Below are 18,286 nucleotides of genomic sequence, written 5' to 3' on the forward strand. Positions count from 1 at the left end.
CGAACGGGTCTCAGGCCTTTTCCGGAATGCTCGGTTCGGACAGGGATTCGCCTGCCGCCGTGCCCTTGCCGCCCGGCGCGCCAGCGGCCGCATCGCTGCCGGTGCCGACAGCCTCGGAGCCGGAATAGGGTGGCTTGATGATGGCGGCGGCGGAGATGACGAGCGGATCGAAGCCGGCGTCGCCCTGTTCGATCAGCTCAAAGAAAGCCTTGCGCATGCGTGGCTCCCAGAACTTGTTGATATGGGTGGCCACGCCCTCGACGCGCTCGTCTTCCGGCTGCGATTTGAAGAAGGTGGCGATCTGGTTGGCCATGCGGACAAGTTTGCCATTGGTGTTATCAAGCGACATCGGCGATGGCTCCGGATTGAATGCGGTGGGGTTGCGTGAAGATCTCGAAATCGGCGCCGCGCACCAGTGCAATCAGCGTCATCCCCGCCTCGTCCGCGGTGCGGATGGCAAGGGCCGTTGGTGCCGATATGGCGATGATGAACGGGCTGCCGATGATCGCGGTTTTTTGCACCATCTCGACGGAAACGCGGCTGGTGACGACAACGGCGCCGGTTGATCCGGCATGCCCGGTCCGGGCCGCAGCCCCTACCAGCTTGTCCAGCGCATTGTGGCGGCCGACATCCTCGCGCACGGCGATCAGGCCCTTGCCGGGCACATAGAAGCCTGCGCCATGCACGGCGCGCGTTTCGAAATGCAGCGGCTGCTGGCCGTTGAGGAGGGCGACGGCCTCGATGATTTCCTGTTGCGACAGCCGCAATGCCGAGGCCGCGACCGACGGCGTCTTGCGCACGGCCTGCTCGATCGATTCGATGCCGCAAAGCCCGCAGCCGACGGGACCGGCCATGTGGCGGCGGCGCGAGACGAGCGCGTCGTTCTGCTCGTCCTTCAGCATGATCTGCAGGTCGATGCCCTTTTCATCGGCAACGGCCTCGATCGATTCGATCTCGCCGGGACGGGTGATGATCCCTTCCGTCAGGCTGAAGCCGACGGCAAAATCCTCGAAATCGCCGGGTGTGGCCATCATCACGGCATGGGTCGAGCCGCCATAGGAAAGCGCGATCGGCGTTTCCTCAGGCACCACGCGTGATCCGGCCGTGAGCTTGCCGCTGCGATGCGCAGTCTCGGAAACGGTCTGGGTGAGGTTGAGCGGGGTCATGCCGCGCACTCCCTCTTCTCCCCAGCGGGGAGAAGGTGGCGCAAAGCGCCGGATGAGGGGGGCGAAGCCACTTTAGCTTCGTAATCAATTTTACTGTTGAGAGACGAAACCGTGATTATCGGCGTATGCGGAACTGGCCTGCGGCCCCCCTCATCCGTCCTTCGGGCACCTTCTCCCCGCTGGGGAGAAGAGGGAGTTTGCCGCGCATGCAGCAACCAATCTCCCCCCTTGAGGGGGAGATGTCCCGGAGGGACAGAGGGGGGTGCATGCGTCACATTCATCATTCTTTTGTTCTTCTGCAGTCGCAGTTTGCCGCAGTTCGGCGTCACCTGCTACTCCGCAGCCTCCAGCTTGCCGGAAATCCGGCGGGACTGGCGGGCTTGTTCGTCGTAGTCGATCTGCCACTGCGAGGGGCCGTTGGACGGCGAGATCTGCACTGCGGTGACCTTATACTCAGGGCAGTTGGTTGCCCAGTCGGAGAAGTCGGTGGTGATGACGTTGGCTTGCGTCGTCGGGTGGTGGAAGGTGGTGTAGACGACGCCGGTTGCGACGCGATCGGTAATGAGCGCGCGCAGCGTCGTATCGCCGGAGCGGCTTTGCAGCTTCACCCAGTCGCCATCGCGCACGCCGCGCAGTTCGGCATCGTGCGGGTGGATTTCCAGCCGGTCCTCCTCATGCCAGACGACATTGTCGGTGCGCCGGGTCTGGGCGCCGACATTGTACTGGCTGAGAATGCGGCCGGTGGTGAGCAGAAGCGGGAAGCGCGGGCCGGTCTTTTCGTCGGTCGCAACATATTCGGTGCGGATGAACTTGCCCTTGCCGCGCACGAAGCCGTCAATATGCATGATCGGCGATCCGAGCGGCGCCTTCTCGTTGCAGGGCCACTGTACGGAGCCCATCTTTTCCAGATAGTCGTAGGAGACCATGGCGAAGCTCGGCGTCGTTGCGGCGATCTCGTCCATGATCTCGGAGGGATGGGCGTAGTTCCAGGCAAGGCCCATCGCCTGCGCCAGCTTCTGCGTCACCTCCCAATCGGCATAGCCGTTGCGGGGCGTCATGACGCGGCGGACGCGGTTGATGCGGCGTTCGGCATTGGTGAACGTGCCGTCCTTTTCCAGGAAGGTCGAGCCCGGCAGGAAGACATGGGCGTAGTTGGCGGTTTCGTTGAGGAACAGGTCCTGCACGACGACACATTCCATGGCGGCAAGGCCGGCCTGAACATGCTTGGTATCGGGGTCGGACTGAAGAATGTCCTCGCCCTGGATATAGATGCCTTTGAAAGAGCCATCGACGGCGGCGTCCAGCATGTTGGGAATGCGCAGGCCCGGTTCGTTGGAGATGGTGACGCCCCAGAGCTTTTCGAAGGTTTCGCGGGTCGCATCGTCGGAGACGTGACGATAGCCGGGAAGCTCGTGCGGGAAGGAGCCCATGTCGCAGGCGCCCTGAACATTGTTCTGGCCGCGCAGCGGATTTACGCCGACGCCCGTACGGCCGATATTGCCGGTGGCCATGGCGAGGTTGGCAATGCCGATGACAGTGGTCGAGCCCTGGCTATGCTCGGTGACGCCGAGACCGTAATAGATCGCGCCATTGCCGCCGGTGGCAAACAGGCGGGCCGCGCCGCGAACCTCTTCGGCGGGAACGCCGGTCAGCTGCTCGATGGCTTCGGGGCTATGATGCGGCTCGGACACGAAGGATGCCCAATCCTCGAATTCCGACCAGTCGCAGCGTTCGCGGATGAATGTCTCGTCGAACAGGCCCTCGGTGACGATGACATGGGCCAGCGCCGTGACGATCGCGACATTGGTGCCCGGGCGCAGCGGCAGGTGATGCGACGCCTTGATATGCGGCGAGGAAACCATGTCGGTGCGGCGCGGATCGATGACGATCAGCTTGGCGCCCTGACGCAGGCGCTTCTTCAGGCGCGAGGCAAAGACCGGGTGGCCATCGGTCGGGTTGGCGCCGATGATGATAACGACATCGGTAAATTCGACCGAATCGAAATTCTGCGTGCCGGCCGAGGTGCCGAAGGTGGCGCCGAGGCCATAGCCGGTCGGCGAGTGGCAGACGCGGGCGCAGGTATCGACATTGTTATTGCCGAAGCCGGAGCGGATCAGCTTCTGGACGAGATAGGTTTCCTCGTTGGTGCAGCGCGAGGAGGTGATGCCGCCGATGGATTCGCGGCCATATTGATACTGGATGCGGCGGAATTCGCTGGCCGTATGGGCAAGCGCCTCCTCCCAGCTGACTTCACGCCAGGGATCGCTGATCTTTTCGCGGATCATTGGGTTGAGAACGCGTTCCTTATGGGTCGAATAGCCATAGGCAAAACGGCCCTTGACGCAGGAATGGCCGCGATTGGCCTGTCCGTCTTTCCAGGGCACCATGCGCACCAGCTCTTCGCCGCGCATCTCCGCCTTGAACGAGCAGCCGACGCCGCAATAGGCGCAGGTGGTGACGACGGAATGTTCGGGCTGGCCGATGGCGATGACGGATTTCTCGGTCAGCGTCGCCGTCGGGCAGGCCTGGACGCAGGCGCCGCAGGAGACGCATTCCGATTCCAGGAAGTTCTCGTGCATGCCGGGCGAAACGCGGGAGCCGAAGCCACGGCCCTCAATGGTCAGCGCAAACGTGCCCTGCACCTCTTCACAGGCCCGCACGCAGCGCGAACAGACGATACATTTCGAGGGATCATAGGTGAAATAGGGATTGCTTTCGTCCTTCGGCATCCATTTGGCATTGATATCGCCGTTGTTGCGCGCCTTGACGTGGTTGTCGCCCTCGTAGCCATAGCGCACATCGCGTAGGCCGACGGCACCGGCCATGTCCTGCAGCTCGCAGTCGCCATTGGCAGCACAGGTCAGACAGTCCAGCGGGTGGTCGGAGATATAGAGTTCCATCACGCCCTTGCGGATGTCCTTCAGACGGCTCGTCTGGGTATGGACGGTGATGCCGGGGGCGACGGGGGTCGTGCAGGATGCCGGGGTGCCATTGCGTCCCTCGATCTCCACGAGACAGAGGCGGCAGGAGCCGAAGGCATCCACCATGTCGGTGGCGCAGAGCTTTGGCACCTGGATGCCGGCTTCCATCGAAGCCCGCATGATCGAGGTGCCCTCCGGCACCGTGATCTCGTTGCCATCAATGGTCAGCGTCACCATCTTTTCCGAGCGGGAGGCGGGTGTGCCGAAGTCGATTTCAGAGACGAGGGGCATGGAGGGTCTCCTGCGTGAATGTCGCGGCGATATTTCTGTTGTGGGCGCGAGCGATGTGGCACCTCTTCTCCCCGGCGGGGAGAAGGTGGCGCGTCGCGCCGGATGAGGGGGGCGAAGCCACGAATTGGAGGAAAGACCCCCTCATCGCCTCACTGCGTTCGGCACTTCTCCCCGCTGGGGAGAAGAGGGAGCAAGCCGCTCGGTCCGTGTGGATAGGAAATTTCCGGATCATTCCGCCGCCTCCACCAGAGGTGCCGGCCGGAAATCGTCCGGGAAGTGGTTCATCGCACTGGTCACCGGATAGGGTGTGAAGCCGCCGAGTGCGCAGAGCGAGCCGAATTTCATCGTGTTGCAGAGGTCGGCGAGCAGGGCGAGGTTCTTCTCGGGCTCGATCCCTTGCGCGATCTTTTCGGCGGTTTCCACGCCGCGGGTCGAGCCGATGCGGCAGGGGGTGCACTTGCCGCAGCTTTCGATGGCGCAGAATTCCATGGCGAAACGGGCCTGTTTCAGCATGTCGGCGGTGTCGTCGAAGACTGTAATGCCGGCATGGCCGATCAGGCCGTCCTTGGCTGCAAAGGCCTCGTAGTCGAATGGCGTGTCGAACAGGGCGCGGGGGAAGTAAGCGCCAAGCGGGCCGCCGACCTGCACGGCCTTGACCGGGCGCCCGCTTGCGGTGCCGCCGCCGATCTCATCGACGATCTGGCCGAGCGTCAGGCCGAAGGCCGCCTCGTACAGTCCACCATGCTTGACGTTGCCCGCGATCTGGATCGGGATGGTGCCGCGCGAGCGGCCCATGCCGAAGTCCTTATAAAAGGCCGCGCCCTTGTCCATGATGACGGGTACTGAAGCAAGCGAGATAACGTTGTTGATGACGGTCGGACAGTTGAACAGGCCCTTATGCGCCGGCAGCGGCGGCTTGGCGCGCACGATGCCGCGCTTGCCTTCCAGCGAGTTGAGAAGCGCCGTTTCCTCGCCGCAGACATAGGCGCCGGCGCCGGTGCGGATTTCGATGTCGAAAGCCCGGCCGCAGCCCATCACCGAAGGCCCCAGAATCCCGGCGGCACGGGCAATGCCGACAGCCTCGGTCATCGTTGCGATGGCGTGCGGATATTCCGAGCGGATATAGACGAAACCCTTGGTGGCGAGGGTTGCAAGACCGGCGATTGCCATGCCCTCGATCAGCACGAAGGGATCGCCCTCCATGATCATCCGGTCGGCAAAGGTGCCGCTGTCACCCTCGTCGGCGTTGCAGACGATATATTTGCGGTCGCCGGCCGTATCGAGAACCGTTTTCCATTTGATGCCGGTCGGGAAGCCTGCGCCGCCGCGGCCGCGAAGGCCGCTTTCGGTGACCTGCGCCACCACGTCGGCAGAGGTCATCGCCACGGCCTTGGCCAGGCCCTTCAGGCCGTCATTCGCCTTGTAGTCGTCCAGCGACAGCGGATCGATGATGCCGCAACGGGCAAAGGTGAGCCGCGTCTGGTTTTTCAGGAACGGCAGGTCCTCGGTCTTCCCGAGACAGAGCGGGTGGTAACTGCCGGTCACAAGGCCCGCATCCAAGAGAGAGGCAATATCGGAGGTCTTGACCGGACCATAGGCGATGCGGCCTTCAGGCGTTTCCACCTCGACCAAGGGTTCCAGCCAATGCAGGCCGCGCGAGCCATTTCGCACGATCGTGGCATCAAGGCCGCGCGTGCCGATCTCCTGCGACAATGCCTTGGCAACGCGATCGGCGCCAAGGGCCAATGCTGCTGCATCCTGGGGAACGAAAATCCGCACGGTCATGCCCGCACCTCCGCAACGAGGTCACGCACCGCATCCGCATCGAGCCGCCCGTGCACCTCGCCGTCGAGCATCGCGGCGGGTGCGGTGGAACAGAGCCCGAGACAATAGACGGGTTCCAGCGTCACCGCGCCATCGAGCGTCGTCTGGTGGAAATCGATGCCGAGCAGGGATTTTACCCGTTCGGCCAGCGCATCGCCGCCCATCGATTGGCACGCTTCTGCCCGGCAGAGCTTGAGCACATGGCGGCCGGCCGGGTGATCGCGATAGTCGTGATAGAAGGAGACGACGCCGTGAACTTCGGCGCGCGACAGGTTGAGTTCGCGGGCGATGACCGGCAGGGCTTCCTGCGGCACATAGCCGAACTCGGCCTGGATCTCGTGCAGGATCGGCAGAAGCGGCCCTTCAAGCGACTTCATTTCGCTGACAATATCCAGCGTCCGTTCACCGATATCACGGCTTGATACATGCAGGTTCAACGTTCAGACCTCCCGAACTGAAATGAACAATCTGTCGTGATCTGCAATCCTTTAACCAAACGAAGTCCCCTCCAGAACTTCGTTTATCCGTGTTCCAGCCGGTAAGAGCCAGAAACACGCGGTTTTGCAGTCCACACACTGAAAACACAGGGTGTCAGCAGGTGGGAAGGGGGTCAATAGGCGTATTCCGTTAAGCGATAGATGTTTTCTATCAAAGAGCCTGCGCGTCAGCCAGAATGCGGGCCTCATGCAGCAGGGCTGAAACGAGCGGCGTGAACGGTTCGCGATGCGTTGCGACCAGGCCGACCGTGTGCCGGGCATCCGGTTCGATGATCGGGATCAGCTTGATGTCATCGTGAAAGCCGAAGGATTTCGCGACGTTATAGGGCATGATGCTGGCCCAGTGACCGGTGCGGACATGGGAGAACAGCACGATCATCGAGTTGGATTCCAGCGTTGGCGACACGGTGACGCCGGCTTCTGCAAAATGCTGGTTGATTATGCGCCGGTTCTGCATGTCGGCCGTCAATAGGCAAAGCCGAATAGCTCCGACTTGCTTCCAGGTCACAGTTTCGCGATCGGCAAGGCTGGTGCCCGCAGCGGTAACCAGATGATAGCGCTCCACCTGCAACGGCACGCTGGTGACGCGGCCGAGCGGTTCGTTTTCCAGATAGGTGAGACCGGCATCGATCTCCAGGTTTTCCAGGAGGCCGAGGATTTTCAGGGATGTGGTGGAGAGAATGGAGAATGTGACGTCCGGATGCTTCTCCTGGAAGGGGCCGGTGATGCGCGGTACCATGGCAAGCGTGGTTGGAACCGCCGCCAGCCGGATATGACCGACAAGGCCACGGCGGGCGGCGCGCATCTCCTCGTGCATGGTGCGGCTATCACCAACGATCCGCCGTGCCCATTCCAGCACGCGCTGACCTTCCGGCGTCAGGCTCTGGTAGCGCGAGCCGCGATTGACCAGCATGACGCCGAGCTGATCCTCCAACTGCTTGATCGCAGCCGATAGCGTTGGCTGGGTGATGCCGCAGAGATCGGCGGCGCGGCCGAAATGGCGCTCCTGCGCCAGGGCGATGAAGAATTCCAGCTTATCGATCAACCGCCACCCTCCCGCTGCGGAGATCTGCCCTTAGCAGATCAACTGGCCGCCATTCACTTCCAGCACCTGCCCGGTGATGTACCCCGAGAGCGCGTTCGACGCGAGGAACAAATAGGCCGGCGCGCAATCCTCGGCCGTGCCGAGCCGTAGCAAGGGGATAGTCTTGCGGGTGGCTTCGAGCTTTTCGGCGGATGAATAGCGTTCGTGGAAATCGGTGGTGATCGTTCCCGGCGACACGCAGTTGACGCGAATGCCGTCCGGCGCCAGTTCGCGGGCGAGTGCCTTGGAATAGGTCGAGACGAAGGCCTTGGTGGCAGAATAGATCGCCGATCCAGCGCTGCCGCCGGTGAGGGCCGAGATGGAGACGGTGTTGACGATGGCCGGATGCGTGCCGCGCCGGATGAGCGGCAAGAGTGCGCGGGTGGTCTGCACCACGGAGGTCTGGTTCAGCTGAACCACCGTCTCATATTGCTCGTCCGTCAGTTCGCCGGCCAAAAACCGTCCGACCATCGTGCCGGCATTGTTGACGAGGACATCGATCGCCTGGAACCGCCTGGCAATACCGGCCGCCAGAAGCTCGATACCGCCTGCGGTCGAAAAATCGGCATAGGAGAGAAACGCCCGGCCTTCGGTCAGGGCCGCATCAAGAAAATCCGGCAGCGGTTCGCGCGCCATGCGGCCGCCGTGCAGATAGACGGTGGCGCCGCAATCGAGAAACTGGCGTGCGACCTCCAGGCCGATGCCACGGCCGGCGCCGGTGACGACGATGTTGAGGCCCTTGAACAGAGATGGATGAAACATGGTGAAAACCCTCCCGCGGCCGACAGGCTGTCGCATGATGACCGGAATTGCAACGCGGCGGTTCCGTCTTCCTGTTCCAAGGCTTCATTTTTCAAGCACTCGCCGCGTTTATGAAATTGCGCTGCTTTCGTTTTTGCCTATTATGAAAGAAAACGAAAACGACGGGGAGGAATAAACATGTATCTGACGGGGCGCCAGTCGGAAATCCTGGACCTTGCCAAGACCGAAGGCCGGGTTCTCGTCGATGAACTGGCGGCGCGCTTTTCTGTCACACCACAGACCATCCGCAAGGACCTGAACGATCTCTGTGACGGCCGGGTGCTGACGCGTATCCACGGCGGGGCGATTTTTCCGCGCGGCAACGAGAATGTGAAATACGAGGCCAGACGTTCGATCGCGGCCTTGGAAAAGCAGGCGATCGGCCAGGCGGCGGCGGCGATGATCCCGAACAATTCGTCGCTGTTCATCAATATCGGCACCACGACCGAAGCCGTCGGCGACGCGCTTCTCGACCACACGGAGCTGATGGTCATCACCAATAACATCAATGTTGCCAATCGGTTGCGGGTTTTTCCCTCGATCGAGGTGGTGATTGCCGGAGGCGTCGTGCGCGGTGCCGATGGCGGTATCGTCGGCGAGGCGGCGGTGGATTTCATCCGCCAGTTCAAGGTGGATTATGCCGTCATCGGCGCATCCGCGATCGATCATGACGGCGCGCTTCTGGATTTCGATTATCGCGAAGTGAAAGTGGCGCAGGCGATTATCGCCAATGCGCGGCATGTCATTCTGGTGTCGGATTCAACCAAATTCGAGCGCACAGCGCCGGTCCGGATTGGCCATATTACCCAGGTTCACACCTTCATTACCGATATTTGTCCGATCGAGAACGTCCGCAATATCTGCCAGGAGCAGGATGTGCGGCTGATCGAAACCGCGCGCTGAAATTGCTGATTTTAGCGGCGTCCTGTTTTCTATAAACATTCGTTTGACATTCGTACGGTTTTCGCTTTAATTATTTTTGCTTTCGCATCTGCTCAAAATTGTGCAATGCGAAATGTGGGAGGGGAAGCAGTGCCTGCGCAGGATGTACTCGACATTTTCGTGATCGGTGGCGGCATCAATGGGTGCGGCATCGCCAGGGATGCGGTTGGCCGTGGGTACTCGGTCGCACTAGCGGAAATGGACGATTTCGCTTCCGGCACATCCTCACGCGCCACCAAGCTCATTCATGGCGGGCTGCGCTATCTCGAACATTACGAATTCCGTCTGGTGCGCGAATCGCTGATGGAGCGCGAAGTGCTCTGGGCGATGGCGCCGCATATCATCTGGCCGATGCGCTTCGTGCTGCCGTTCCACAAGGGTGGCATCCGCCCGGCCTGGCTCATCCGTCTCGGCCTCTTCCTCTACGATCATATCGGCGGCCGCAAACTTTTGCCCGCGACCCGCACGCTCGACATGCGGCGCGATCCGGCTGCCAAGCCGTTGAAGGCGCTGTTTACCAAGGCTTTCGAATATTCCGACGGCTGGGTCGATGATGCCCGCCTGGTCGTGCTCAATGCGAAGGATGCAGCGCTGAAGGGCGCGCGGATCATGACGCGCAGCCGCGTTGTGTCGGCGGAGCGCAAGGACGGCCTCTGGTCTGTCAATGTCGAGGATACGGCGACCGGTGCCGTCAGCACGTTCAAGGCGCGCATGGTGGTCAATGCGGCCGGCCCCTGGGTCGATGTGGTTCTGTCCCATGCGGTGCGCAAGAACGATGTCCACAATGTCCGGCTGGTGCAGGGCAGCCATATCGTCGTGAAGAAGAAGTTCAGCGATCCGCGCGCCTATTTCTTCCAGAACCCAGACAACCGCATCATCTTTGCGATCCCCTACGAGACGGATTTTACGCTGATTGGCACGACCGACAACGATTTTACCGGCGATCCGAAGAACATCCAGATCACCGAAGGCGAGATCACCTATCTCTGCAATGCGGCGAGCGAGTATTTTTCCGAACCCGTGAAGCCCGCCGATGTGGTCTGGACCTATTCCGGCGTGCGGCCGCTGTTTGATGACGGTGCGTCGAAGGCGCAGGAAGCAACGCGCGACTATGTGCTGAAGGTCGATGGCGCAGAGGGCGAAGCGCCGCTGCTCAACGTCTTCGGCGGCAAGCTGACGACCTATCGCCGTCTCGGCGAGCACGCGCTGGAAAAGATCGCCGGCGCGATCGGTGCAAAGGGCAATCCGTGGACCGCAAAGAGCGTGCTGCCGGGCGGCGATTTTCCGGCGACCGGCTATGAGGCCGAGGTGGCCAAGCTCAAGAGCCGCTATCCCTTTCTGGCCGAGCGCTACGCCCGCCGCCTGGTTCGGCTTTATGGGACGCTGGCAGTCAGCCTGCTCGGCAATGCCGGCAAGACGGAGGATCTTGGGCGGCATTTCGGCGCTGATCTCTATGAGGTCGAGGTGCAGTGGCTGATGGGGCAGGAATGGGCGCGGCATGCCGAGGACATCCTGTGGCGCCGCACCAAGCTCGGATTGACATTGACCCAGGCGCAAGCCGCCGGGTTGGAGGAATACATGCGGGAGACTATCCGCAACGTTGCCTAAGGGCCGCGCCGGGATGGCGCTGCCTGCGGCTGGGAGGAAGCCTGAGAATGCTGGAACTGAAAAACATAACCAAGGTCGTGGGGGCGGATACGCATATCCATCCGACGGATCTTGTGCTGGAGCGGGGCTCGCTCAATGTGCTGCTCGGCCCGACGCTCTCCGGCAAGACGTCGCTGATGCGGCTGATGGCCGGCCTCGACAAGCCGACGACCGGGACCATCACCTTCGACGGCAAGGACGTGACCGGCGTGCGGGTGCAGGATCGCTCCGTCGCCATGGTCTACCAGCAGTTCATCAATTACCCGGCCATGACCGTCTACGAGAACATCGCCTCGCCGATGCGCATTTCCGGCAAGGATGCGGCAACGATCGACCGGGAAGTGCGCAAGGCGGCCGAGCTGATGAAGCTGACGCCCTATCTGGAGCGCACGCCGCTCAACCTGTCGGGTGGCCAGCAGCAGCGCACGGCGCTGGCGCGCGCCATCGTCAAGAATGCCAGCCTCGTCCTGCTCGACGAGCCGCTCGCCAATCTCGACTACAAGCTGCGCGAGGAACTGCGCGAGGAACTGCCCAGACTGTTTGCCGCCGCCGGTTCGATCTTCGTTTATGCGACCACCGAGCCGCAGGAAGCGCTGCTGCTCGGCGGCCATACCGCGACGATGCACCAGGGGCGCATCAGCCAGTTCGGGCCGACGATCTCGGTCTATCGCAAGCCGGCCGATATAGTCACCGCGAAAACCTTTGCCGATCCGCCGCTCAATACGATCGACGTGGTGAAGGCCGGCAATGCATTCGAGCGTGGCGGGCTTAGCGTCCTGCCGGTGCCCGCACATCTTAGCGGCATGGCTGATGGCGCCTATACGATCGCCTTTCATCCGCACCACCTGTCGCTGGCGCGCCCGCACGACACAGCGGCACCGCTGAAGGCACGCATTATCATTTCGGAAATCGCCGGTTCGGAAAGCTTCATCCATGTCGATTGTGCGGGATCGCGCTGGGTCATGCTCGAACACGGCATCCACGACATCGAGCCGGATACGGCGATCGAGCTTTTCGTCGATACCCGCCACCTGATGGCTTTCGGGCCGGAGGGACGCGCGATCGGCGGCTCTGCCGCAAGCCAGACCGTTCGGGGGGCGTGAGGAAAACATCATGGCACGCATCAATCTCGACCATATCCGCCACGCCTACGGCCCCAACCCGAAGAAGCCCTCGGATTATTCGCTGAAGGAAGTGCATCACGAATGGAACGATGGCGGCGCCTATGCGCTGCTGGGCCCGTCCGGCTGCGGCAAGACCACGCTGCTCAATATCATTTCCGGCCTGCTGCAGCCCTCCGAAGGCAAGATCCTGTTCGACGGCAAGGATGTCACCAATCTGTCGACGCAGGAGCGCAATATCGCCCAGGTGTTCCAGTTCCCGGTGATCTACGACACGATGACCGTTTACGACAATCTGGCCTTTCCGCTGCGCAATCGCCGGGTTCCGGAAAATGAAGTCGATCGCCGCGTCACGGAAATCCTCGAGATGATCGGCCTGTCCGACCGTGCCAAGAAGAAGGCTCAAGGGCTGACCGCCGACCAGAAGCAGAAGATCTCGCTTGGCCGTGGTCTTGTCCGCTCCGATGTCAGCGCCATCCTGTTCGACGAACCGCTGACCGTTATCGATCCGCATATGAAATGGGTGCTGCGCTCGCAGCTGAAACGGCTCCACAAGCAGTTCGGCTTCACCATGGTCTATGTCACCCATGACCAGACCGAGGCGCTGACCTTCGCCGACAAGGTCGTCGTCATGTATGATGGCGAGATCGTCCAGATCGGCACGCCGGCTGAGCTTTTCGAAAAGCCGAAGCACACATTCGTCGGCTATTTCATCGGCTCTCCGGGCATGAATGTTCTGCCGGCAAAGATCGATGGCGCGTCGGTCGATCTCGGTGGCGAGACGCTCGCCCTGTCGTTTGCGCCGAAATTCGCATCTGGCGCCAAGACGGAGCTCGGCATCCGCCCGGAATTCGTCCGGCTTGGCCGCGAAGGCATGCCGGTTGTGATTTCCAAGGTCGAGGATATCGGCCGCCAGAAGATCGTGCGCGCCACATTCGCCAACAGGCCGATCGCCATCGTCGTGCATGAGGACGGCGAGATCCCGGCGGAACCGAAGATCACCTTCGATCCTGCGGCCATCAATATCTACGCCGACAGTTGGCGTGTAGGCGGGGAGGCCTGATCATGGAAAAGACCTGGAACAACAAGGCCTGGTTCATGGTCCTGCCGGTGCTGGTGCTGGTCGCCTTCTCGGCGGTCATCCCGTTGATGACGGTGGTCAACTATTCGGTACAGGACACGTTCGGCAACAATGAATTCTTCTGGGCGGGCACCGACTGGTTCATCCAGGTGCTGCAGTCCGACCGCTTCTGGGATGCGCTGACGCGTAACCTGATCTTCTCCGGGATCATCCTGGCGATCGAGATTCCACTGGGTATCCTGATCGCGCTCAACATGCCAAAGACCGGGTCCGGCGTTCCCGTGTGCCTCGTCCTGATGTCGCTGCCGCTGCTCATTCCGTGGAATGTCGTCGGCACTATCTGGCAGGTGTTCGGCCGCGTCGATATCGGCCTGCTCGGCTATACGCTGGAAGCGATCGGCATTCGCTACAACTATGTCAACAACGTCTTCGACGCCTGGGTGACGCTGATCGTCATGGACGTCTGGCACTGGACGAGCCTTGTCGTGCTGCTCTGCTATGCCGGTCTGGTATCGATCCCGGACGCCTATTATCAGGCAGCCAAGATCGATGGTGCATCGCGCTGGGCCGTGTTCCGCTATATCCAGCTGCCGAAGATGAAGCGCGTGCTCCTGATCGCCTTCCTCCTGCGCTTCATGGACAGTTTCATGATCTATACCGAGCCCTTCGTCATCACCGGCGGCGGCCCCGGCAATGCCACCACATTCCTGTCGATCGATCTCGTCAAGACGGCCATCGGCCAGTTCGACCTTGGTCCGGCAGCAGCACTTTCGCTCATCTACTTCCTGATCATCCTGTTGCTCTCATGGATATTCTACACCGTGATGACCAATAGCGATGCGCAGAGCTGACGGGCGGAGGGAGGAAAACAATGACCACCGCAACACATTCCACCGGCCGCAGCTTCTCCTGGATCGTGCCCACGATCTACATCATCTTCCTGCTCCTGCCGATCTACTGGCTCGTCAATATGAGCTTCAAGACGAATACCGAGATTACCGGCGCTTTCTCGCTATATCCGCATGCGCCGACGCTGCGCAACTATGCCGTCATCTTCACCGATCCGTCCTGGTATAACGGCTATATCAACTCGATCATCTATGTGGTGATGAACACCGTCATCTCGGTTTCGGTGGCGCTGCCTGCGGCCTATGCGTTCTCGCGCTACCGGTTCCTCGGCGACAAGCATCTGTTCTTCTGGCTGCTCACCAACCGCATGGCGCCGCCGGCCGTGTTCGCGCTGCCGTTCTTCCAGCTCTATTCTGCCTTCGGCCTGATCGATACGCATATTGCCGTGGCGCTGGCGCACTGCCTGTTCAACGTGCCGCTGGCGGTGTGGATCCTTGAAGGCTTCATGTCGGGCGTGCCGAAGGAAATCGACGAGACCGCCTATATTGACGGTTACTCCTTCCCGCGCTTCTTCATCCGGATCTTCATCCCGCTGATCGCATCCGGTATCGGCGTGGCCGCATTCTTCAACTTCATGTTCTCCTGGGTCGAACTGCTGATCGCCCGGACACTGACGACGACCGATGCCAAGCCGATTGCCGCGATCATGACACGGACGGTGTCTGCCTCCGGCATGGACTGGGGCGTGCTGGCGGCGGCCGGCGTGCTCACCATCATTCCCGGCGCGATCGTCATCTATTTCGTCAGAAACTATATTGCCAAGGGCTTTGCCCTGGGGAGGGTTTAATGGCCGCTATCACCCAACGCACCAACCGCTGGCCGCTGGCACTAGCTGCCGTCCTCGTCGTCTACGCTGTCTTGACTGGGCTGCTGATCATGGCGCTGCCGGTCAAGGACGGCGCGCGCGACTGGTTTGCGCCGCTGGTCCGCGGCGGCTGGATGGCCTGGTCGTTTCCCGGCGCCATGTTCTTTCTGACGATCTTTGCACTTCTGTCGCTGATGGCGGTCTGGGAATATGCCAGCCCGGGCGGCAATCCGCGCGTCGGCATCCTGCGGTTCGAAACGACGCGCGGCGACCGGCTGTTCGTCTCGCTGCTCGGCAGCGCCTTCATTCATCTCGCATGGCTGGGACTTGTCGGTCCCAACGTGTGGTGGGCTCTTGCTCTTTCCGTTGTCTACGCCTTCGGCGTGTTCAAGCTGGTTTGAGACAAGATTACTGAAACGGATTGCCGGGGAGGCAGTCCGATACTGCAATCGCAAAACCTTTAAGGGAGGACAATTATGCGACGGCACCTTTTAACATCGACAGCAGTTCTGCTGCTGGCCTTTACCGGGTCCGCATATGCGGGCATGGACGAAGCAAAGCAGTTCCTGGACAAGGAAGTCGGCGACCTCTCGTCGCTCGATCGCGCCTCCCAGGAGAAGGAAATGCAGTGGTACATCGATGCTGCGAAGCCTTTCGCCGGCATGGATATCAAGGTCGTTTCCGAAACCCTGACGACGCATGAATATGAATCCAAGGTTCTTGCCCCGGCCTTTACCGCGATCACCGGCATCAAGATCACCCATGACCTGATCGGCGAAGGCGACGTCGTCGAAAAGCTGCAGACGCAGATGCAGTCGGGCGAAAACATCTATGACGCCTATGTCAACGACTCGGATCTGATCGGCACGCATTGGCGCTACCAGCAGGTTCGCAACCTGACCGACTGGATGGCCAACGAAGGCAAGGATGTCACCTCGCCGACGCTCGACCTGCCGGATTTCATCGGCACGTCCTTCACGACGGCACCGGACAAGAAGCTCTATCAGCTTCCCGACCAGCAGTTCGCCAACCTCTACTGGTTCCGGTATGACTGGTTCAACGACGAGAAGAACAAGGCGGACTTCAAGGCGAAGTACGGCTACGACCTCGGCGTTCCCGTCAACTGGTCTGCCTACGAAGACATTGCCGAATTCTTCACCGGCCGCGAGATCGACGGCAAGAAGGTCTATGGTCACATGGACTACGGCAAGAAGGATCCGTCACTCGGTTGGCGCTTCACCGATGCCTGGCTTTCGATGGCCGGCAATGGCGATAAGGGCATTCCGAATGGCTTGCCGGTCGATGAATGGGGCATCAAGGTCAACGAGAAGTCCCAGCCGGTCGGTTCCTGCGTCGCGCGTGGCGGCGATACCAATGGCCCGGCCGCCGTTTACTCCATCCAGAAATATCTCGACTGGATGAAGGCCTATGCACCGCCGGCAGCCCAGGGCATGAACTTCTCCGAATCCGGCCCGGTTCCGGCCCAGGGTGAAGTTGCCCAGCAGATCTTCTGGTATACGGCGTTCACCGCCGATGCCGTCAAGAAGGGCCTGCCTGTCGTCAACGAGGACGGCACGCCGAAATGGCGCATGGCACCGTCGCCGCATGGCGTCTACTGGAAAGACGGCATGAAGCTCGGCTATCAGGACGTGGGTTCCTGGACGCTGATGAAGTCGACACCGGAAGACCGCGCCAAGGCCGCATGGCTCTACGCGCAGTTCGTGACCTCGAAGACCGTTGATGTGAAGAAGAGCCATGTCGGCCTGACGCTCATCCGCGAATCCTCGATCCGCCATGAAAGCTTCACCAAGCGTGCGCCGGAACTCGGCGGTCTGATCGAGTTCTACCGTTCGCCGGCCCGCGTCCAATGGTCGCCAACCGGCACCAACGTTCCGGACTATCCGAAGCTGGCGCAATTGTGGTGGCAGGCTGTGGGTGATGCCGCAGCTGGCAACAAGACGCCGCAGGAAGCCATGGATTCGCTGTGCGCCGAGCAGGAAAAGGTGCTTCAGCGCCTTGAGCGCGCCGGTGTCCAGGGCGATATCGGTCCGAAGCTCGCCGAAGAGCACGATCTCGAATACTGGAACAAGGATGCCGTCTCCAAGGGCAATCTTGCACCCCAGCTGAAGATCGAGAACGAAAAAGAAAAGCCGGTTACCATCAACTATGACGAACTGGTCAAGAGCTGGCAGTAACAAGCGAGCAAACCGGCGCCGGGTCATTCCGGCGCCGGAGCGCGCTTTCAGCACCCGTTGAAAATGAAACCGCCCGGAGAGATGATTTCCGGGCGGTTTTCGTTTGTTAAAATGGGATGCGCGGCGGTTAGAAACGTGTCTGGCGCTTCACAGCATTGATCGCTGTGTGAAAAATGATCTTCATGTCCAGGAACAGCGAGAAATTCCGGATATAGTCGGCATCGCAGATGATCTGGCGGATCGCCATCCAGCGCTGGCCGGCCGGGCCAGTGAGGCCGCGCGTTTGCGCCAGTCCGGTCAGGCCCGGCCGCATCAGGTTGCGGTCTTCATATCCCCGCACGAGGCCGTCATAGCTGCGCCCAGCAGCCATCATGTCGGGAACATGCGGGCGCGGGCCGATCAGCGAAAGGTCGCCTACGAGCACGTTCCACAATTGCGGCAATGCGGCGAGGCGGGTCCTTGTCAGGAAGCGTCCCAGCGGCGTGAACGGAGGATCGAGGACAGGCTGGCGTGGGGTCTCCGCCGTATCGCAGCGGAATGTCAAAAGTTCGAACGGGGCGCCGTTGAGGCCCGTGTGCAGCTGCCGGACGAAAACCGGACCTCTGCTGTCCAGCTTGATGAGGATGGCAATGGCCGTCAGGGCGGGAGATAGCACGATCAGCCCCAGAAGAGCGCTGGTGGCATCGATGGTTCGTTTGATTGCAAACTGAACAGGCAGGTTCGGGACTCGGACCGGGGTGAGGTAAAATTGGCTGGCGTCCGCGTGGGATTGCTCGCCGCGAAGCGTGGCGGCGCTTGCGCTCAGCGGGCCGCTCTCGATTGTGCGGATCAGCGCTGTTGGTTGCGGCAATGTTTTTTCCGTCATGATTTTACATCTCGTCGGCTTTGGACAAGCAATCCGTTGTCGCATCGATCGTTCTCAATGAAGAATTCGCGGCAGAGGCGGAGTTGCAGTTGTATAGAGCGCCGAATGCAGCTGATGATGCGTCAGATGCTTTCGGG

General features: G+C 61.2%; 16 protein-coding genes. 8 read left to right on the top strand and 8 right to left on the bottom strand.

Going from position 1 to position 18,286, the window contains the following annotated elements; genetic code table 11:
- Positions 1–10: 10 nt before the first annotated feature.
- The 7 genes from ASD32_RS15985 to ASD32_RS16020 all read right to left on the bottom strand — a co-directional run bounded on the left by ASD32_RS15985 (position 11) and on the right by ASD32_RS16020 (position 8,545).
- Positions 11–349, bottom strand: a complete 339-nt coding sequence (locus tag ASD32_RS15985; RefSeq protein WP_060639046.1) for a formate dehydrogenase subunit delta — start codon at positions 347–349, stop codon at positions 11–13.
- On the bottom strand, positions 339–1,166 hold the full coding sequence (fdhD, locus tag ASD32_RS15990) for a formate dehydrogenase accessory sulfurtransferase FdhD (protein ID WP_060639097.1): 828 nt from the start codon (positions 1,164–1,166) through the stop codon (positions 339–341). The genes ASD32_RS15985 and fdhD overlap by 11 nt, the downstream gene beginning before the upstream one ends.
- A 332-nt stretch (positions 1,167–1,498) precedes the next feature.
- On the bottom strand, positions 1,499–4,378 hold the full coding sequence (gene fdhF, locus ASD32_RS15995; RefSeq protein WP_060639047.1) for a formate dehydrogenase subunit alpha: 2,880 nt from the start codon (positions 4,376–4,378) through the stop codon (positions 1,499–1,501).
- A 228-nt stretch (positions 4,379–4,606) separates the two neighbouring features.
- On the bottom strand, positions 4,607–6,163 hold the full coding sequence (locus tag ASD32_RS16005) for an NADH-quinone oxidoreductase subunit NuoF (RefSeq protein ID WP_060639049.1): 1,557 nt from the start codon (positions 6,161–6,163) through the stop codon (positions 4,607–4,609).
- Positions 6,160–6,639 (bottom strand): formate dehydrogenase subunit gamma, encoded by a 480-nt coding sequence (locus tag ASD32_RS16010; RefSeq protein ID WP_060639050.1) that lies wholly within the window; start codon positions 6,637–6,639, stop codon positions 6,160–6,162. Before ASD32_RS16010 ends, ASD32_RS16005 begins: the two co-directional genes overlap by 4 nt.
- Positions 6,640–6,850: 211 nt before the next feature.
- On the bottom strand, positions 6,851–7,744 hold the full coding sequence (locus ASD32_RS16015; RefSeq protein ID WP_060639051.1) for a LysR family transcriptional regulator: 894 nt from the start codon (positions 7,742–7,744) through the stop codon (positions 6,851–6,853).
- A 30-nt stretch (positions 7,745–7,774) separates the two neighbouring features.
- Positions 7,775–8,545, bottom strand: a complete 771-nt coding sequence (locus ASD32_RS16020) for an SDR family oxidoreductase (RefSeq protein WP_060639098.1) — start codon at positions 8,543–8,545, stop codon at positions 7,775–7,777.
- A 177-nt stretch (positions 8,546–8,722) separates the two neighbouring features.
- On the opposite strand from ASD32_RS16020, the gene ASD32_RS16025 reads away from it, so the two are divergent.
- From ASD32_RS16025 to ASD32_RS16060, 8 genes are all read left to right on the top strand, one after another.
- Positions 8,723–9,487 (top strand): DeoR/GlpR family DNA-binding transcription regulator, encoded by a 765-nt coding sequence (locus ASD32_RS16025; RefSeq protein ID WP_060639052.1) that lies wholly within the window; start codon positions 8,723–8,725, stop codon positions 9,485–9,487.
- A 105-nt stretch (positions 9,488–9,592) separates the two neighbouring features.
- Positions 9,593–11,134, top strand: coding sequence for a glycerol-3-phosphate dehydrogenase (gene glpD, locus ASD32_RS16030; protein ID WP_060639053.1), 1,542 nt, complete (start codon positions 9,593–9,595; stop codon positions 11,132–11,134).
- A 47-nt stretch (positions 11,135–11,181) separates the two neighbouring features.
- Positions 11,182–12,276, top strand: a complete 1,095-nt coding sequence (locus ASD32_RS16035) for an ABC transporter ATP-binding protein (protein ID WP_060639054.1) — start codon at positions 11,182–11,184, stop codon at positions 12,274–12,276.
- Between the two features lie 10 nt (positions 12,277–12,286).
- Positions 12,287–13,357 carry an ABC transporter ATP-binding protein gene (locus ASD32_RS16040; RefSeq protein ID WP_060639055.1) on the top strand — a complete coding sequence of 357 codons (1,071 nt, stop codon included), beginning with the start codon at positions 12,287–12,289 and terminating at the stop codon, positions 13,355–13,357.
- 2 nt (positions 13,358–13,359) lie between these two features.
- Entirely contained in the window at positions 13,360–14,226 is an 867-nt protein-coding gene (locus ASD32_RS16045; protein ID WP_060639056.1) for a sugar ABC transporter permease, read from the top strand.
- A gap of 20 nt (positions 14,227–14,246) precedes the next feature.
- On the top strand, positions 14,247–15,071 hold the full coding sequence (locus ASD32_RS16050; protein WP_060639057.1) for a carbohydrate ABC transporter permease: 825 nt from the start codon (positions 14,247–14,249) through the stop codon (positions 15,069–15,071).
- Positions 15,071–15,490 carry a DUF2160 domain-containing protein gene (locus ASD32_RS16055; RefSeq protein WP_082546791.1) on the top strand — a complete coding sequence of 140 codons (420 nt, stop codon included), beginning with the start codon at positions 15,071–15,073 and terminating at the stop codon, positions 15,488–15,490. Before ASD32_RS16050 ends, ASD32_RS16055 begins: the two co-directional genes overlap by 1 nt.
- A 75-nt stretch (positions 15,491–15,565) precedes the next feature.
- Entirely contained in the window at positions 15,566–17,284 is a 1,719-nt protein-coding gene (locus tag ASD32_RS16060; protein ID WP_060639058.1) for an ABC transporter substrate-binding protein, read from the top strand.
- 127 nt (positions 17,285–17,411) lie between these two features.
- On the opposite strand, the gene ASD32_RS16065 is transcribed toward ASD32_RS16060, so the two are convergent.
- Positions 17,412–18,149: a sugar transferase gene (locus ASD32_RS16065; RefSeq protein WP_082546792.1), complete on the bottom strand. Its 738-nt coding sequence runs from the start codon at positions 18,147–18,149 to the stop codon at positions 17,412–17,414.
- Positions 18,150–18,286: the final 137 nt, after the last annotated feature.

The sequence above is a fragment of the Rhizobium sp. Root483D2 genome (assembly GCF_001426685.1).
GTDB lineage: Bacteria > Pseudomonadota > Alphaproteobacteria > Rhizobiales > Rhizobiaceae > Pararhizobium > Pararhizobium qamdonense.

Bases quoted from the DNA above. Each gene is read 5' to 3' on its own strand.
- ASD32_RS16025 (WP_060639052.1), top strand. From the start codon at position 8,723: ATGTATCTGACGGGGCGCCAGTCGGAAATCCTGGACCTTGCCAAGACC.
- glpD (WP_060639053.1), top strand. From the start codon at position 9,593: ATGCGAAATGTGGGAGGGGAAGCAGTGCCTGCGCAGGATGTACTCGAC.
- ASD32_RS16045 (WP_060639056.1), top strand. From the start codon at position 13,360: ATGGAAAAGACCTGGAACAACAAGGCCTGGTTCATGGTCCTGCCGGTG.
- ASD32_RS16040 (WP_060639055.1), top strand. From the start codon at position 12,287: ATGGCACGCATCAATCTCGACCATATCCGCCACGCCTACGGCCCCAAC.
- ASD32_RS16055 (WP_082546791.1), top strand. From the start codon at position 15,071: ATGGCCGCTATCACCCAACGCACCAACCGCTGGCCGCTGGCACTAGCT.
- fdhD (WP_060639097.1), bottom strand. From the start codon at position 1,166: ATGACCCCGCTCAACCTCACCCAGACCGTTTCCGAGACTGCGCATCGC.
- ASD32_RS16005 (WP_060639049.1), bottom strand. From the start codon at position 6,163: ATGACCGTGCGGATTTTCGTTCCCCAGGATGCAGCAGCATTGGCCCTT.
- ASD32_RS16035 (WP_060639054.1), top strand. From the start codon at position 11,182: ATGCTGGAACTGAAAAACATAACCAAGGTCGTGGGGGCGGATACGCAT.
- fdhF (WP_060639047.1), bottom strand. From the start codon at position 4,378: ATGCCCCTCGTCTCTGAAATCGACTTCGGCACACCCGCCTCCCGCTCG.
- ASD32_RS16020 (WP_060639098.1), bottom strand. From the start codon at position 8,545: ATGTTTCATCCATCTCTGTTCAAGGGCCTCAACATCGTCGTCACCGGC.
- ASD32_RS15985 (WP_060639046.1), bottom strand. From the start codon at position 349: ATGTCGCTTGATAACACCAATGGCAAACTTGTCCGCATGGCCAACCAG.
- ASD32_RS16050 (WP_060639057.1), top strand. From the start codon at position 14,247: ATGACCACCGCAACACATTCCACCGGCCGCAGCTTCTCCTGGATCGTG.
- ASD32_RS16060 (WP_060639058.1), top strand. From the start codon at position 15,566: ATGCGACGGCACCTTTTAACATCGACAGCAGTTCTGCTGCTGGCCTTT.
- ASD32_RS16065 (WP_082546792.1), bottom strand. From the start codon at position 18,149: ATGACGGAAAAAACATTGCCGCAACCAACAGCGCTGATCCGCACAATC.